The organism is Rheinheimera tangshanensis (assembly GCF_014645135.1).
GTDB classification, from domain to species: Bacteria; Pseudomonadota; Gammaproteobacteria; order Enterobacterales; family Alteromonadaceae; genus Pararheinheimera; species Pararheinheimera tangshanensis.
In genome coordinates this window covers 128,735-144,330 of sequence record NZ_BMLH01000004.1, presented here as the reverse complement: position 1 = coordinate 144,330, position 15,596 = coordinate 128,735, and the positions used below count along the sequence as shown (strand labels likewise).

At 46.6% G+C, this 15,596-nt stretch carries 10 protein-coding genes; 6 read left to right on the top strand and 4 right to left on the bottom strand.

Going from position 1 to position 15,596, the window contains the following annotated elements; genetic code table 11:
• The first annotated feature begins 4 nt into the window (after window positions 1–4).
• From IEW88_RS09585 to IEW88_RS09575, 3 genes are all read left to right on the top strand, one after another.
• Window positions 5–1,588 carry a Ppx/GppA phosphatase family protein gene (locus IEW88_RS09585; protein WP_147904022.1) on the top strand — a complete coding sequence of 528 codons (1,584 nt, stop codon included), beginning with the start codon at window positions 5–7 and terminating at the stop codon, window positions 1,586–1,588.
• Between the two features lie 35 nt (window positions 1,589–1,623).
• On the top strand, window positions 1,624–2,694 hold the full coding sequence (locus IEW88_RS09580; RefSeq protein WP_147904021.1) for an AI-2E family transporter: 1,071 nt from the start codon (window positions 1,624–1,626) through the stop codon (window positions 2,692–2,694).
• Window positions 2,695–2,810: 116 nt separating this feature from the next.
• Window positions 2,811–4,121 (top strand): amidohydrolase, encoded by a 1,311-nt coding sequence (locus IEW88_RS09575; protein ID WP_147904020.1) that lies wholly within the window; start codon window positions 2,811–2,813, stop codon window positions 4,119–4,121.
• On the opposite strand, the gene IEW88_RS09570 is transcribed toward IEW88_RS09575, so the two are convergent.
• Window positions 4,090–5,049 (bottom strand): YeiH family protein, encoded by a 960-nt coding sequence (locus IEW88_RS09570; protein WP_147904019.1) that lies wholly within the window; start codon window positions 5,047–5,049, stop codon window positions 4,090–4,092. The genes IEW88_RS09575 and IEW88_RS09570 overlap by 32 nt on opposite strands.
• 95 nt (window positions 5,050–5,144) lie before the next feature.
• Between IEW88_RS09570 and IEW88_RS09565 the strand changes: the two genes are divergently transcribed.
• The gene (locus IEW88_RS09565) at window positions 5,145–5,999 is read left to right on the top strand and encodes a LysR family transcriptional regulator (RefSeq protein WP_185148582.1); all 855 of its coding nucleotides are present in this window, start codon (window positions 5,145–5,147) and stop codon (window positions 5,997–5,999) included.
• A gap of 4 nt (window positions 6,000–6,003) precedes the next feature.
• Here the strand turns inward: IEW88_RS09565 and phoR are convergent, their stop codons facing one another.
• Window positions 6,004–7,323 (bottom strand): phosphate regulon sensor histidine kinase PhoR, encoded by a 1,320-nt coding sequence (gene phoR / locus IEW88_RS09560; protein ID WP_147904017.1) that lies wholly within the window; start codon window positions 7,321–7,323, stop codon window positions 6,004–6,006.
• Window positions 7,324–7,341: 18 nt separating this feature from the next.
• Window positions 7,342–8,028, bottom strand: a complete 687-nt coding sequence (gene phoB, locus IEW88_RS09555; protein ID WP_046518572.1) for a phosphate regulon transcriptional regulator PhoB — start codon at window positions 8,026–8,028, stop codon at window positions 7,342–7,344.
• A 390-nt stretch (window positions 8,029–8,418) separates the two neighbouring features.
• Here phoB and IEW88_RS09550 point away from each other — a divergent pair, with 390 nt between their 5' ends.
• Window positions 8,419–11,100 carry a beta-helix domain-containing protein gene (locus IEW88_RS09550; protein WP_147904016.1) on the top strand — a complete coding sequence of 894 codons (2,682 nt, stop codon included), beginning with the start codon at window positions 8,419–8,421 and terminating at the stop codon, window positions 11,098–11,100.
• A 111-nt stretch (window positions 11,101–11,211) separates the two neighbouring features.
• The gene (locus tag IEW88_RS09545; RefSeq protein WP_147904015.1) at window positions 11,212–13,863 is read left to right on the top strand and encodes a TonB-dependent receptor domain-containing protein; all 2,652 of its coding nucleotides are present in this window, start codon (window positions 11,212–11,214) and stop codon (window positions 13,861–13,863) included.
• Between the two features lie 53 nt (window positions 13,864–13,916).
• Here IEW88_RS09545 and IEW88_RS09540 read toward each other — a convergent pair whose 3' ends face one another.
• The gene (locus IEW88_RS09540; RefSeq protein WP_147904014.1) at window positions 13,917–15,392 is read right to left on the bottom strand and encodes a SulP family inorganic anion transporter; all 1,476 of its coding nucleotides are present in this window, start codon (window positions 15,390–15,392) and stop codon (window positions 13,917–13,919) included.
• Window positions 15,393–15,596: the final 204 nt, after the last annotated feature.

The following is a 15,596-nucleotide window of genomic DNA, read 5'->3' as shown; positions in this document are numbered from 1 at the left end:
GAACATGACCCATTGGACTAGCGCGGACTCCAGCGCAGATACCTCAAACGCCAACTATATGGCAGCTGTTGATTTAGGTTCCAACAGTTTTCATATGGTCATAGCCCGTGTTGTCGACGGTGCTTTACAACTACTACACCGCGAAAAACAAAAAGTGCAGCTGGCTGAGGGTTTAACAGAGGATTTACTGCTGACCGAAGAAGCCATGTTACGTGGTCTTGCTGTGCTGACTCAGTTTGCCGACACTTTAAAGCCTGTCCCCACTGAATCAGTGCGGGTGATTGCCACTTACACCTTAAGACGGGCTAAAAACAGCGCTATGTTTTTACGCCGGGCTCAGGCGATATTCCCCTTCCCTATTGAAGTGATTTCAGGTCAGGAAGAAGCACGTTTTATTTATCAGGGTGTGGCGCATTTTGAACATTATCAGGGCAGGCGTCTGGTGATGGATATAGGCGGCGGTAGCACTGAGTTTGCGATAGGCGAAGGTTTTCAGCCATTGAAACTGGCCAGTCGCAATATGGGCTGTGTCAGCTATGCGCAACTGCATTTCCCCAATGGCCGGATCAGTAATAAGAAGTTTGAACGGGCTATTCTGCAAGCTGAGCAGGAACTGGAGCCTATAGTCTCGGCCTACCGTGAAACCGGCTGGCAACAAGTCGTCGGTACATCCGGCACGATAAAAACCATCCGCGATATTATTGTGGGGTTAGGCTGGCATCCGGTCTGTATTGAGCTTGAACAGCTGTTGCAATTAAAAGACTTGTTAGTCGCTCAGGAAAATAGTCTGCAGCTGGATTTACCTGGTTTAGCCGACGATCGTAAGTTATTGATTTGCTCAGGCTTAGCTATTCTGATCGCGGCTTTTAATATGCTTGGTATCTTGCAAATGTATTATGTCGATGCCGCACTTCGTGAAGGTGTGCTGTATGAGATGAGCGATCGTCTGCATCATCACGATATTCGCGAGCATACCATTCAAAGCCTCATCAAAAGATATAGCATAGACACAGCTCAGGCCGACAGAGTGCGCAGGACCGCACTGGAATTGTTTGCTCAGTTACGCACCAGCTGGAACTTAACAGATGAAATGGCCGATTTACTCAGTTGGGCTGCCACTGTTTATGAAATTGGTTTACACATCAATTCCTCCAGCGTGCAGCGTCACTCGTCTTATATTTTAAAAAATGCCAATTTGCCCGGCTTTAACCAGGAACAGCAGCAGTTGCTTGCGACCTTAGTCCGCTCTCACCGCCGCAAAATTAAAAGCGAAGATTTGTCGCAATTTTATTTGTACAACACAAGCACAGTCGTGTCCCTACTGGTGCTGCTGCGGCTGGCCGTTTTACTGAATCAAAAACGCCGTGACGATTTTTTACCCGAGCTCAAAGCTCAAGGCCAAAATCAACAGTTGTGCCTGCAACTACCCAAAGCATGGCTGGAACAACAGCCATTATTAGTCGCTGATCTCCAGCAGGAGCAATTGCATCTGAAAAAGATTGCCTTTGTGCTCGACTGCCCCTATTTAATAGAGTGCAGTTTGCAAAGCCCGGGGTTCGACCCAGCCAGCGCAGAAGACGACTCGTAGTAAAAAGCCGTAACAGGCGAAAGGAAAAGTTACAGATGCCACAAATTTTTAGTAACGACGCCATTAGCAGAGCCTTATTGCTGGTAATACTAGGTGCAGGAGTATTCTTTTTTATCGGTTTTCTGGTGCCTGTGCTGGCGGCTCTGATTATCTGCTTTGCCAGTTGGCCTTTGTATCGCCACTTACTGAACTATTGCCGCAACAATTCCACCTTAGCAGCTAGCGTCGCTATTGTTGCTATCGTATTAGGTCTGGTGATCCCGCTGGCTCTGGTATTCAGCTATGCGATGGAAGAGATCAAAGCCTGGATAGAATGGCTGAAATATGCCAATGAACATGGCGCTGCAGTACCTGAATGGCTTAAAGCCTTGCCCGGTATCGGTGACACCTTAGCTGGCTATTGGCAAATCTACTTAGGCGAGCCTCACCAGTTGGGACAAGTGGTCAGTCTGGTCAGCGGTGAACAAATAGGTGGCATTTCCAAATGGGTGCTGAATTTCGGCTGGACCACAGCAGGCTTTATGCTAACGTTGTTATTTATGTTAATCACGCTGTTTTTTCTGTACAAAGACGGTGAAAGGTTAGCCTGGCAGCTGGATACTGTCGGCGAACGTATATTACCAGACCGCTGGAACCGTTTTTCCCGCGTTGTGCCTGCGACGGTCAGCTCCACTGTTATAGGTATGACTATTATCGCTATAGGCGAAGGAGTGGTGTTAGGTGTTGCCTACTGGATTGCCGGCGTCCCTTCCCCTGTGGCTTTTGGCGTGTTAACTGGTTTTATGGCCCTTATTCCGGGCGGTGCGCCCTTGTCATTTAGCTTGATTTCGATTTATCTGATTGGCACCGGCGATTTAACCGCAGGCGTTGGCTTGTTTTTATGGGGCAGTATTGAGCTTTTTATTGTCGACAAAACCATTCGGCCTACACTAGTGGGTGGCCCAGTCAAATTACCCTTTTTACCCACTTTTTTTGGTTTAATAGGTGGAGTGAAAACTATGGGTATGGTGGGTTTATTTGTCGGCCCTGTATTAATGGCGTTGCTGGTCGCGATTTGGCGCGAATGGCTCAGGGAACCAAAAATCATAGCGGACCCACTCAAGTAGCATCAACTTCTGCTAAGCACGAATAGTAGTGAAGTTGTCGAGCTCAGAGCTTCTGACGCTTTGCTTTTTTAACGACAAACAGTATGGTAAGGCTCAAAGACCTTAAGGACCTTACCATGCTCAGAACTTTAGTTTCATTGCTGGTTGCCAGTGCGTTTTCAGCTCAGGCAGCCACAGACTTAAAACCTCAAACCGAACCTGCTATTAAAACCATTCAGCCACAAATGCTGCAATGGCGCCGCCACTTTCATCAATACCCTGAACTGTCGAACCGGGAAGTCAACACAGCGAAAAAAGTGGCGGAACATTTGAAGTCGCTTGGTTTGGAAGTTCAAAGCGGTATTGCCCATCATGGTGTACTGGGCGTATTAAAAGGTGCTAAACCAGGTCCGACGGTCGCACTGCGGGCAGATATGGACGCCCTGCCCGTCACAGAGCAAGTCGATTTACCTTTTGCCTCTAAAGTCCGCAGTACCTTTAACGGTCAGGAGGTCGGTGTGATGCATGCCTGCGGTCATGACGCTCACACAGCCATGTTGATGGCGACAGCTTCTGTGCTGACTCAGCTCAAATCACAAATTGCCGGTACTATTTTATTTGTATTCCAGCCGGCTGAAGAAGGCCCACCAGCAGGTGAGGAAGGGGGGGCCAAGCTGATGCTCAAAGAAGGTGTGTTTGCTCAATACAAGCCGGACGCTATTTTTGGTCTGCACGTGTGGCCAGGCCCTGCCGGACAGTTGCAGGTGAAAAGCGAAGGAATTATGGCAGCCGCTGACAGTTTTAACATCACAGTCAAAGGCAAACAAGTGCATGGCTCCAGCCCATGGCGTGGTGTTGACCCTATAGCAGTCACTGGCCAACTTATTACCGCCTTACATCAGATACCGGCCCGACAGTTGGATGTAACTCAAGCTCCGGCTGTGCTCTCCGTAGGTCAGGTGCATGGTGGCGTGCGCTGGAACATTATTCCGGATGAAGTGAAATTAGAAGGCACAGTCCGAACTTTTGACCCACAAATGCGCGAGCAGTTATTACAAAAAATGCAGCACACCTCAGAACATATAGCGGCCGCCAGTGGCGCTACGGCACAGTTTCATCATCATGGTTTTGCGGCTGTGACCTGGAATGACGCCACACTGACAGAGTGGGCAATGCCAACTTTACAATGGGCTGCCGGCAAGGCTGGGGTCGCACCAATCAAACCCATTACCGCCTCTGAAGACTTTTCATTTTTCCAACAAGAAGTACCAGGCGTATTTTTCTTTTTGGGTATAGCACCGGACAATACCCCGGTCGACCAAACCGCCCCTAACCATTCCCCCTATTTTCAGGTCAATGAAAAGGCATTGGAAAATGGAGTCCGGGCTTTAACTGGTCTGGCACTGGATTATTTAGCTAACCCGGCAAAAACAGATAAGAAAAGCTAAAGAGTAAAACCATCACCACAGCGGCAAAGCCAAAGACTTTGCCGCTGCACTGCTTTAAATCCTGCCAGCAGGTTAAAAGTCCAGTCACTAACATCGCAAAAATCAGGCAGCTTTGTGAGAGCACTAAAGCGCCCTGACTAAACCAGACAGGTACTGTCAAACCAAGATTGATCCCCAATACCACAATAAACCCCAGCACAAACCACGGAAATGCAAAGCCCTCTTTGTTTTTGTTGTTAAAACTCAGCAGAAGTAAAAAAGGCACTAATAAACAAACCCGGAATAATTTGGCAATGACAGCTTGAGGTGCGGCATCGCCCAATTGACTGCCGGCAGCTACGGCTTGTGAGACTTCAGGTGCCGTGCTGCCAATCAGCCAGGCCAGTTGGTCTTCAGGCAGAACACCAGCGTGTATCAACACGGAGTAACTCAGTAAGGCCAGCAAGCCCATCAACAACACCATAGCCAGGCTTTGCGTTAAAGTCGCTTCATCACTTTTGCGCACAGACCAGGTGGCAAAAATAGCGGAAGTACCGCAAAAGCTTAAACCACAGCTGACTAAAAGTACCAGTTCTTTCGGCAGTTTAAAGACTTTGAACCCAAGCCATAAGGCAGCGGCCAGCACCAGCAGCACCAAAGCTGCCAGCTGCAATAAAGCCAGCAGGCTGGTTTGCAGCACCAGTTCAGAATCAACACTAAAGGCAAATAAAACGATGCCAAAACGCAGTGCTTTTTGCTGCAACATCGCCAGTTTATCCAGTTGGGAAGCCAGCAACTCACGGGGTTGAACCGAACATAAAGGCAATACAAAAGCGGCTGACAATCCTAAAAGCAAAGCTACAAACACAGGACTGACCCATTGATGCAGCACAGGCACCGCCAGATAACAGAGTTGTAACAGCAAACTAAGCAGAAGTAATACCAACATAATGATGCCATCTTTGTTGTAGAAACAGCGCTATTGTAATGGCCAACAAAAATAAGAATAATGGATTTATCTTATTTCTCAGATTAGATAAACAAATGAATTATCCTAGTCCACGCCATTGGTTGTTATTAGATGCGATTTGCCGTCAGCATAGCCTGACCAAAGCCGCCGATCTTTTGGCGTTAAGTCAATCGGCAGCCAGTCAGGCATTAAAAGAACTGGAACAACGCTTAGGCCAGCCATTGTTTTTACGACAAGGCCGGCAACTGATCCCCACTCAACATACATTGGACCTGTTACCAAGACTGCAGGTGTTTCTTGATTTACAGCAAGAGCTGGTGAGTTCAGAGCCCGATAAAGGTGAATTACGGCTGGTGGCCAGTGAAACTGTAGGTTGTTATTTATTGCCGGCTTTACTGGCACAGTTTACCAGGCTGTATCCACAGATTGATTTTAAATTGCGGCTTTGCAACAGCAGCGAAGTCTTGCAACTGATGCACCAGCAGCAGGCTCAGCTTGGGTTCGTCGAAGGACCGGTTTTAAGTGCGGAATTTCATATTCAGCATTGGCGCCAGGATCTGACCGTACTATTTGGTCACCCCAAACTGCATCAACATTTATCAACAGAGCAATTATTAACCCAGCGCTGGATAGTACGTGAACCAGGCTCAGGCACCCGTGCAGTGCTGGAACATGAATTGGCACGCTTACAGTGGACTCCCCAACATCTGCTGGAACTGGAGCGGCCTGAAGCTATTAAACAAGCCGTTAAACAAGGATTGGGTATTGGCTGTTTGCCTTTACTGGCCGTGCAGGATGAAATAAACGCAGGTCAGCTGGTGCTGCTGCAAAGCCCTTTGCAACTGCAGCGGCATTTCAGACTGGTACAACATAAAAATTATCAGCCACCTGTGCTGCAGAAGTTTTTGCACTTTCTGCAGCAAGAGTAGCCAGTTAACGGGCTTGAATAGCTTTGCGCTTAGGTTGAGATTCGGCAGGCAAACTAAAAGAAAAACTACTGCCTTTTTTCGGTTCACTAAAAATCATCAGCTTGCTGTTATGGCGTTGCAGTACATGTTTTACTATAGCTAAACCTAAGCCTGTGCCACCAGTAGCGCGGGCTCTGGCTTGATCAACACGATAAAAACGTTCAGTCAGCCGTTTTACATGCTGTGGCGCTATACCTTCACCGTTGTCGCTGACACTAAATATAGCTTTTTGATGCTGTCTTAACCAACTGACCTGAATTTGACCGCCATTCGGCGTGTATTTAATTGCATTGGTGATCAGGTTAGAGAAGGCACTGCGTAACTCTTCACGAATACCGGACACCACTAAATCAGGATCCACTGAAAAACTGATCTGATGCTGTTTATCGCGATTCAGTGTCTGAGACTCCTGCTCCAGCATAGCCAACATAGCGGGCACGTCTATATGCTCTTCAAACTGCACTTTGGCTGCGGCTTCGATACGGGACAAAGTTAAAAGCTGTTGCACCAGCGCATCCATACGTTTGGTCTGCTCCAACATCACCGTATGAGCTTTTTGCCAGATGCCGGCATTAGGCAAATTATCAGCATCCATCACTTCCAGATAACCTTGCAGTACAGTCAAAGGTGTACGCAGTTCATGGGAGACGTTAGCGACAAAGTCTTTACGCACTTGTTCCAGTAGTTTTAATTGTGTGATGTCCCGCACTATCAATAAATGCTGATCGTCACCGTACTGCAGCATACGGTACTCCAGCACTAGATCTTCATTAACCGGAGAAGATAGCTCCAGTGGTTGGTCAAATTGTTTTTGCTGGATATAGGTCTGAAATTCAGGGTTACGGATCAGGTTATCAATGCGCTGACGTTCGTCCTGTGGCCAGCGCAGTCCCACCAGTTGCTGTGCCAGTTTATTGCACCAAATAATGGTCCAGTCGTTATTCAACACCACTATGGCGTCAGGCAAGGCTTCAGCGCCGTCACGAAAACGCCGGATCAGGCCACGTAATTCCTTATTTTTTTTTCGGGCTTTGCGCTGACGATAGTAAATACCATCAAACACTTGCTGCCAGCTACCATCGCCGGCCGGAGGTGTCAGCTTTTTATCGCGCCAAAGCCACTTGTCCAGGATAAAAATATGCCTGTAGTTCCAGCCCAGCAGAAGTAAAGAGGTGGCAAACAAAGCAGGAAACAGCAGGTCAAGCAACCAGCCCATCAATGCAACGACAAAAAACAAGAGGAAGATTTTGCTAAAAATCTTCCTCTTCGATAATAACAAACGCATAGTACTCACTTTTATCGGTCATTTAGCTGAGAAACGATAACCTGAACCCCGTACAGTTTGCACTAAACGGTCATGTCCAGCCAGTGAAATAGCTTTACGTAACCGGCGGATATGCACATCTACTGTTCTGTCTTCCACATACACATTAGTGCCCCAGACGTGGTCCAGCAATTGCTCACGACTATAGACCCGTTCCGGGTGCGTCATAAAAAAGTGCAGTAAACGGAATTCTGTAGGTCCCATATCTACGGCTTGCTCAGACGCAGTAACGCGATGAGACACAGGGTCAAGTTTTAAGCCCTGCACTTCAATCACATCATCCAGACTGGTGGGGGCAACACGACGGATCACAGCTTTAATACGCGCCATCAACTCTTTGGGTGAAAAAGGTTTAGTCACGTAGTCATCCGCACCTACTTCCAAACCACGAACTTTATCTTCTTCTTCGCCACGAGCGGTAATCATAATAATAGGGATGCTGCGGGTTAGCTCATGCCCTTTCATTTTTTTGGCAAACTGAATACCGCTGCCGCCAGGCAGCATCCAGTCCAATAAAACTAAATCAGGATATGGTTCGACCAGCATGTTTACAGCAGAATCAAAATCTTCTGCCGTGCTGGCTTGATAACCATTTTGTTCGAGCACAAAACATAACATGTCACGGATCGGTGCTTCGTCTTCTACGACCAGGATTTTTCTAGACATAACCCTCTACCAATTCAAGCTAATTTATTGATTGTGACCAGTATGGCGCTAGTTTATGACAGTTTTATGAAAGCAAAACAAGCAATCTGCCCCTAAATGACTCACAGACAGGTTCAGCAACACAACGACAATTGAATCTAAATCTGCTACCACAACCGCTCTAACAGCCAGCAATTTAGTTACATTTTTTTAATAAAGACAAAAGTCTTTCAGATGACAATTTAGTGAACTTTTTTTGACACGCTCTCTGCAATGCCACGTCAGTCGCGGTCTGCTCTTTAAGTTCCGTCACATGCGCATTCACTGTAATAAAACAGTCATTAAGCCTGAGTATGGTTGGCCCCAGCTTTTTATAACAACAGCATTCATGTGATTATTGGAGATTAAGTGATGGCTTTACGTAACTTTTTAAAATTGAGCGCAATTGCCTCAGCTTTAGTTCTGGCTGGTTGCGGCGGTGGCGATATTAATATCGACACTGGCTCTGGCGGCAACGACGGCGGTAATGGCGGTGTAACCCCTCCTGTCAGCTCTTGCCCGGCTTTTGCTACTGAAGCAACAGCTTTAGCAGGCGTCACTACTCCGGTCTGTGAAATTAAAGGAGTGATCACCAGCGATGTCACTTTAACTGCGGACAGAGCATGGGCTTTATCAGGCAAAGTGACAGTAGGCAATGATAACGCCAATAGCGCAACCATAACTATTCAGCCTGGCACTAAAGTCTTCGGTAAAAGTGGCGCTGACTATTTAGTTATTGCCCGTGGTTCTAAAATTCAGGCGGTGGGTACTGCAACTAATCCTATCGTCATGACCTCAGTCAATGACATGTTAGGCTTGTCCGACGAAGAGTCCTCAGGCCAATGGGGTGGTTTAGTCTTATTAGGAAAAGCTCCAAGTAATAAGTGTGATCAGGCAAATTTAGCCAATTGCGCCCCTCAGGCAGAAGGGGAAGCAGGTCCTTACGGTGGTGCTGATCCGGAAGATAACAGCGGCGCTTTAAAATACGTACAAGTACGCTACGCTGGTTTTGAAGTGCTGCCAGGTAACGAGTTAAACGGTATTACTTTTGCCGGTGTAGGCCGTGGCACTACGGTAGATTACATTCAGGTTCACAATAACGTGGATGACGGTGTCGAATTTTTTGGTGGCACTGTTGACTTAAAACACGTGGTGTTAACTGGTAACCGCGATGATTCGTTAGACTGGGCAGATGGCTGGACTGGCCGTATGCAGCACGTGTTAATTCGTCATAATCCCAATAATACTAAGGCGAACCGGGCCATAGAAGCGGACAACAATCCAGATATTTTAGGCGCAACCCCTATCAGTAAACCTCGTATTTCAAACCTGACCATTATTGGTAATAACTTTGACGGTGATGAGGACTCAGAAGGTATTTTATTACGTGCCGGTACTTCTGCTGAACTGTACAACGTCATAGTGACCGGGCCAGAAAAAATGGGCGAGTGCTTTGAAATCAATACCACTGAGACGGCTAACTTCGCCAATAGTGGTGACTTAATATTCCGTAACTCCATCATCGACTGCGCAGAACCTTTTGCAAACATTAAAGATGCCAATGGTAATGTTACTTTTGATGCCAATGCCTGGTTTACGGCTCAGCCAAATAACTTAGTGGGCGATGCTTTATTGGGTGGTTATATCCCTGCACCTAACTCTCCTGCCATCGCAAATGGTTTTGATGTAGGTAATATCGACGGTTGGTTTGATGATGTGAACTATATTGGTGCTTTTGATGGCACGACAGACTGGACTAAAGGCTGGACCGTAAGCCTGCATCCTGAAACCGGCTCAGGCTTAGCATCTTGCCCAACAGGCACCACTGAAGTTGCCAGCTTAACTGGTAAGCTCAACTGCCAGTTAACAGGTGATATTACAACCAACGTGACTTTAGCTGCAGGTGCAGACTATGTGTTAAGTGGCCGCGTTCGAGTAGGTGTGGATAACACCACCAGCGCTACGTTGACTGTAGCCCCGGGTGTAACTATTTACGGCAAATCAGGTGCTGATTTCCTGGTAGTGACCCGTGGTTCAAAAATTGTTGCCGAAGGTACTGCAGCTAACCCTATCACTATGACTTCTGTACAGGACGTGATTGGTTCACCAACAGCCGAAGGTCAATGGGGTGGTTTAGTGCTGCTGGGTAAAGCACCTACCAGTGCTTGTCCGGATCTGAACAATTGTGGACCTTTATCTGAAGGTGATGCAGGCCCATACGGTGGTCCAGATGCAGCAGATAGCAGTGGCTCTCTGAACTATGTCATCGTAAAACATGCTGGTTACGAAGTTCTGCCAGGCAATGAATTAAATGGCATTACCTTCGCTGGCGTAGGTTCAGGCACTAAATGTTCAAATATTCAGGTCCACCAGAACCTGGATGACGGTATAGAGTTTTTCGGTGGTAGTGTGAACTGTAAAAACGTGGTCCTGACCTCAAACGGTGACGACTCAGTCGACTGGACTGATGGCTATAACGGTAAATTACAGTTTGTATTGGTGAAACATGCTGCTGATAACACGAAAGCGAACCGTGGTATTGAAGGTGATAACAATTCAGACAATCTGACAATAACGCCTGTATCTAACCCAACCATCGCCAACATGACCATCATAGGTAACACCTTCACTTCAGCTGACGCTGATTCAGAAGGCGTATTGTTGCGTGCAGGCACGAACGCTCAACTGGCGAACTTCGTGATTGCAGGACCTACAGGTATGGGTGAGTGCCTTGAGATTGAATCTGCTCCGTCTCAGGCATTAGCTACGTCTGGCGCTTTAACCATGACCAACTCTGTGATTGCCTGCCCTACTCAAGCTGTCAAAGGCAATGTCGCTACTGGTGTAACGACTGAATCATGGTTCCTAGGACAAACAGCCAACAAGCTGGCTGCGACTCAAGCAGACGTCTTAAAAGGTATCTTCACTATTGACGCTACTCCGGCAAAAGACATGAAAACTGTGGATGCTTTCTTCGATGCCACTAACTTTGTTGGTGCTGTTTCAGAAAGCAATAACTGGACTGCTGGTTGGGCTGTGGGCCTTAACGACTAAGCATCCATAAACTGCCAGCTTGCTGGCAGTTATGCATTCACTTAGTGCCGGGCCTCCTTAGGATAAGCCCGGCACATTGATGTACGAATTAGCTGATAGGACCAAGTTCAAATGAGCAGCAAGCAAAGTTTTAAAATTAGTCAGGTTGGTCGTAGCGTGCTGCTGGCTTTAGCAGCAACAGCCAGCATGATGCCTGTATTAGCCCAGGAAACTCTCGCCAAAACGACAGAAGACAACAAAGAAGTAGAGCGAATTGAAGTCTCTGGCCGTCTGATGAGTTCAGCCGCCTCAGCTGCCGCAGAACGTCGTGAACAACCTTATGTCGCAGAATTATTGGGCATGGAGCAAATCTCCAGAGCCGGCGACAGCAATGCAGCAACGGCTTTACGCCGGGTTACAGGTTTAACTTTAGTCAAAGACAAGTTTATTTATGTGCGTGGTTTAGGGGAGCGTTATTCCAGCACCTTATTAAACGGCGCTATGGTACCAAGCCCGGATCCTACCCGTAACGTGATCCCATTGGATATGTTCCCTGCCGGCATTATCGAAAGTTTAGTGGTACAAAAAGCCTATTCACCTGAACTACCAGCCGCTTTTGGTGGTGGTAGCGTCAATATCCGTACCTCCTCTATTCCATTACAACGCAGTTTTAATCTGTCTGTAGGTACTGGTTATAACAGTCTGAGCAGCGATGATGCCTACAGCTACAACGGTGGTGGTGATGACTGGAAAGGCAGCGACGATGGCACTCGCACTATGTCGCCTGAATTACGTGCAGCTTTGGATCAATATGGCACTATTAACCAGATCAATATCGCAGAAGCTCTGGGAGGAGTGAATCAGAGTAATCTGGCTCAGGCTGCCACTATAGTGCGGGAATTAGGTTTAAGTTTTAATCGTGATGTTGATGTACAGCGTGAAAATATAAAACCCGACTTTGATGGCAGTGTATCTTTTGGTGACAAATTTGATATTGGTTCCACAGTCTTTGGTGTGATGGCAGGTGTTAGCTACGACAGATCGACTCAGAATATTGAAGAGCAGGAACGCTACTTTTCTATCTCTGGTGACGGCTTAGTACCTTTGAATATTTATGACGATATTAAAGGTACAGAACATCAGGTGAAGCTATCTGGCATGCTAAACTTTGGTTTAGAGCTGGATGAGAACCACAGATTCGAAACCGCCTCTATTTATCTGCGTGATACCAAGGATGAAATCAAAGTTAAAAACGGTGACGGCATAGACACTGTGAATGAAACTGACCGTTTTAATACCGATACTTCTATTCGTTATGAAGAACGTTCCATGTTAAGCAATCAAATTCGTGGACGTCATAATTTACCCTGGTTGTATGATATCAGTGTGGATTGGCAATACACAGACGCCAAAGCCGAACGTGACGCTCCGGGCGAAATCGAATATCGCAAGGTCAATGAGCTTCAGGCCGATGGTTCTTTCACCTCCTTCCTGCGTCGTAACCAAAATGCGGTGAACTACAGCTTCGGTAACATGGAAGACAATACCGAAAACGGCAGCTGGAATGCCAAACTACCTTTTACCTTAGGCAAAGCTGAAATGGTACTGAACGGTGGTTACTCTTATTTTGAGCGTACCCGTGACTCGGAAACCAACCTGTTTAACTTTAGCACTGTCGGTTATAGCCTGGAGCAGTTAAGTCAAAGTTTCTCAGATATATTCTCCGATGAAAGTATTCTTAACACAGCCAACGGTTTCCAAATCTCTAACGTCACGACGCAGGCCGATGATTACATAGCGGCGCAGCAAATTGACGCAGCCTACGTCGGTATGGAAATGAACTACGACTATCTGTATCGCTTAAACTTTGGCGTACGTTACGAGGATTTCCGTCAGATTTCTGTACCATTAAATGCTGACGGAGAGATTAGCGGTAATATCGAAGAATTCCCTTTACTCGAAGATGGGTTTTATCCTTCTTTATCCTTCACCTGGTTTGTCAGTGAAGAACTACAGGCTCGTTTTGGTTACAGCAGCACAGTGGTTCGCCCAGACCTACGTGAAGTAACACCAGTTCTGTTTATCGACCCTCTGACTGACTTTAAAATCACGGGTTTTTCTGGCCTTAAAAGCACTGATGTCACCAGTTATGATGCCCGTTTAGAGTGGTATTACGACGAAAGTAACTACAGTATCGGTGTCTTTTACAAAGATTTAGAAAACCCGATTGAATCCATTGAGCTGCAAGGTTCAGACGGCAACTTGCTGATGTCATTCCGTAACGCCGACGCTGGTGAAGTCTACGGTGTTGAGGCTGAATTCCTGCAACAGCTGAATATGTTTGAAGGTCAAAGCTACAACTGGTTGGATAACTTCTTTGTTGCAGGTAACTTCACCTACAGCGAGTCAGAAATTACCATCCAGCAATTTGCTGGCACCAACCTGACTAACTTAACACGTCCACTGAATGGTCACTCCAAACATGTCGTAAACTTCCAGTTAGGTTTCGACTCAGATAACGACGAGCACAATGCAACTCTGACGTATAACGTGTTCGGTAAACGTATCGCCTTTGCTGGTGTAAACGACAAAGACGATGCCTACGAGCAACCGTTTAACTCGTTAGACTTTGTCTATTCCTACACGCCTTTTGAATCGACATCAGTCAAGCTGTCGATGAAAAACTTGCTGAATGAAGATGTGGAAATTATGCAACAAGGCGAGTTATTACAACGCCGCGTTGAAGGCCAAAGCTATGGTGTAAGCTTTAGCTACAAATACTAAGTAAGTATTTGTCTACAAGGGTCAGAACTTTGGTTCTGACCCTTTTTTATTTTCTAGTGCATCAGCTGTTCTATAGCTTCCGGCTTGTTATGAATGGCAAACTTGTCGACTAAAGTGGCACTGGCCTGATTCAGCCCTATCACTTCAACTTCCGCTCCAGCCTTTCGGAATTTCAAAATCACTTTATCCAGTGAGCTGACGGCTGTGATATCCCAGAAATGCGCATGAGTTAAATCAATCTGCACCGTGCTCAGTCGTTCCTTAAAATCAAAAGCTGCGACAAAAGGTTCCGCAGAGGTAAAAAACACTTGGCCTGTCACCAGATAACGGCGACTGCTGCCATCGGCAGAGAGTTCAGATTGAATTGCCAGTAACTGACCTACTTTATTAGCAAAAAATAACGCACTCATCAGTACACCCACAAAGACGCCGTAGGCCAGATTGTGAGTAAAAACTACCACCAACACAGTAATAATCATCACCAGGCTGGAGCTTTTAGGATGAGTCGTTAAATCCCGTACTGACTGCCAGTTAAAGGTGCCAATGGACACCATAATCATCACGGCAACCAAAGCAGCCATAGGGATCATGCCGACCCATTCACCTAAAAATACTGCAAAAATAAGCAGCAAAATACCTGCCAGCAAGGTAGATAAACGCGTACGACCACCGGATTTGACGTTAATCACCGACTGACCAATCATGGCACAACCGGCCATACCGCCCAATAAACCTGAACCTATATTGGCGATGCCCTGCCCTATACATTCACGGTTTTTGTTGCTGTTGGTATCTGTCATATCATCGACAATAGTGGCCGTCATTAACGACTCCAAAATACCTACTAAGGCCAGGCCCAACGCATAAGGGAAAATAATTTGCAGAGTGTTCAGGGTAAGAGGCACATCTGGCCATAAGAAGATTGGCAAGCTATCCGGTAATTCGCCCATGTCCGACACAGTACGCACATCAATCTGGAAATACAGTGCTATGGAGGTTAACACCACAATACAGACCAGAGGCGAAGGCACTGTTTTGGTGACATAAGGAAACAAATAAATAATAGCTAAACCCGCAGCTGTCATCGCATAGACATGCCAGGTGACATTAGTTAGTTCAGGCAGCTGCGCCATAAAGATCAGAATAGCCAACGCATTAACAAAGCCCGTCACCACGGAACGGGAAACAAACCTCATCAGCTCACCGAGTTTGCATAAACCAAACACAATTTGCAGCACACCTGTAAGCAAAGTAGCCAGCAACAAATACTGCAAACCATGTTCTTTCACCAGGGTGATCATCAAAAGCGCCATAGCACCAGTGGCAGCAGAAATCATCGCAGGGCGTCCACCTGCAAAAGCTGTGATCACAGCAATAGCAAAGGATGCATATAGACCGACTTTAGGGTCAACACCAGCGATAATAGAAAAGGCGATGGCTTCTGGAATAAGCGCCAGAGCTACCACTATGGCGGATAACACATCGCCACGAATATTGGACAGCCACTGCTGCCGTATCGATAAAAACATCAGGAATTCCTTTGTAGTCGAATATTTATAAACGCATTTTTTCAGGCATAAAAGTTGTCACGCCCCAAATCGCGTTTTCACTTTTATAAATGGAAAAAACGGTTTAAACACTACATCGGCGACAAAGTTCCTTGCATCAATGGGAGGAAGTTGAGACAAAAACGGGGCGCAGTATAACGCAAAAATCTGGCTGAAAAAACCACA

Bases quoted from the DNA above. Each gene is read 5' to 3' on its own strand.
- IEW88_RS09585 (WP_147904022.1), top strand. From the start codon at position 5: ATGACCCATTGGACTAGCGCGGACTCCAGCGCAGATACCTCAAACGCC.
- IEW88_RS09575 (WP_147904020.1), top strand. From the start codon at position 2,811: ATGCTCAGAACTTTAGTTTCATTGCTGGTTGCCAGTGCGTTTTCAGCT.
- phoB (WP_046518572.1), bottom strand. From the start codon at position 8,028: ATGTCTAGAAAAATCCTGGTCGTAGAAGACGAAGCACCGATCCGTGAC.
- IEW88_RS09580 (WP_147904021.1), top strand. From the start codon at position 1,624: ATGCCACAAATTTTTAGTAACGACGCCATTAGCAGAGCCTTATTGCTG.
- phoR (WP_147904017.1), bottom strand. From the start codon at position 7,323: ATGCGTTTGTTATTATCGAAGAGGAAGATTTTTAGCAAAATCTTCCTC.
- IEW88_RS09570 (WP_147904019.1), bottom strand. From the start codon at position 5,049: ATGTTGGTATTACTTCTGCTTAGTTTGCTGTTACAACTCTGTTATCTG.
- IEW88_RS09550 (WP_147904016.1), top strand. From the start codon at position 8,419: ATGGCTTTACGTAACTTTTTAAAATTGAGCGCAATTGCCTCAGCTTTA.
- IEW88_RS09545 (WP_147904015.1), top strand. From the start codon at position 11,212: ATGAGCAGCAAGCAAAGTTTTAAAATTAGTCAGGTTGGTCGTAGCGTG.
- IEW88_RS09540 (WP_147904014.1), bottom strand. From the start codon at position 15,392: ATGTTTTTATCGATACGGCAGCAGTGGCTGTCCAATATTCGTGGCGAT.
- IEW88_RS09565 (WP_185148582.1), top strand. From the start codon at position 5,145: ATGAATTATCCTAGTCCACGCCATTGGTTGTTATTAGATGCGATTTGC.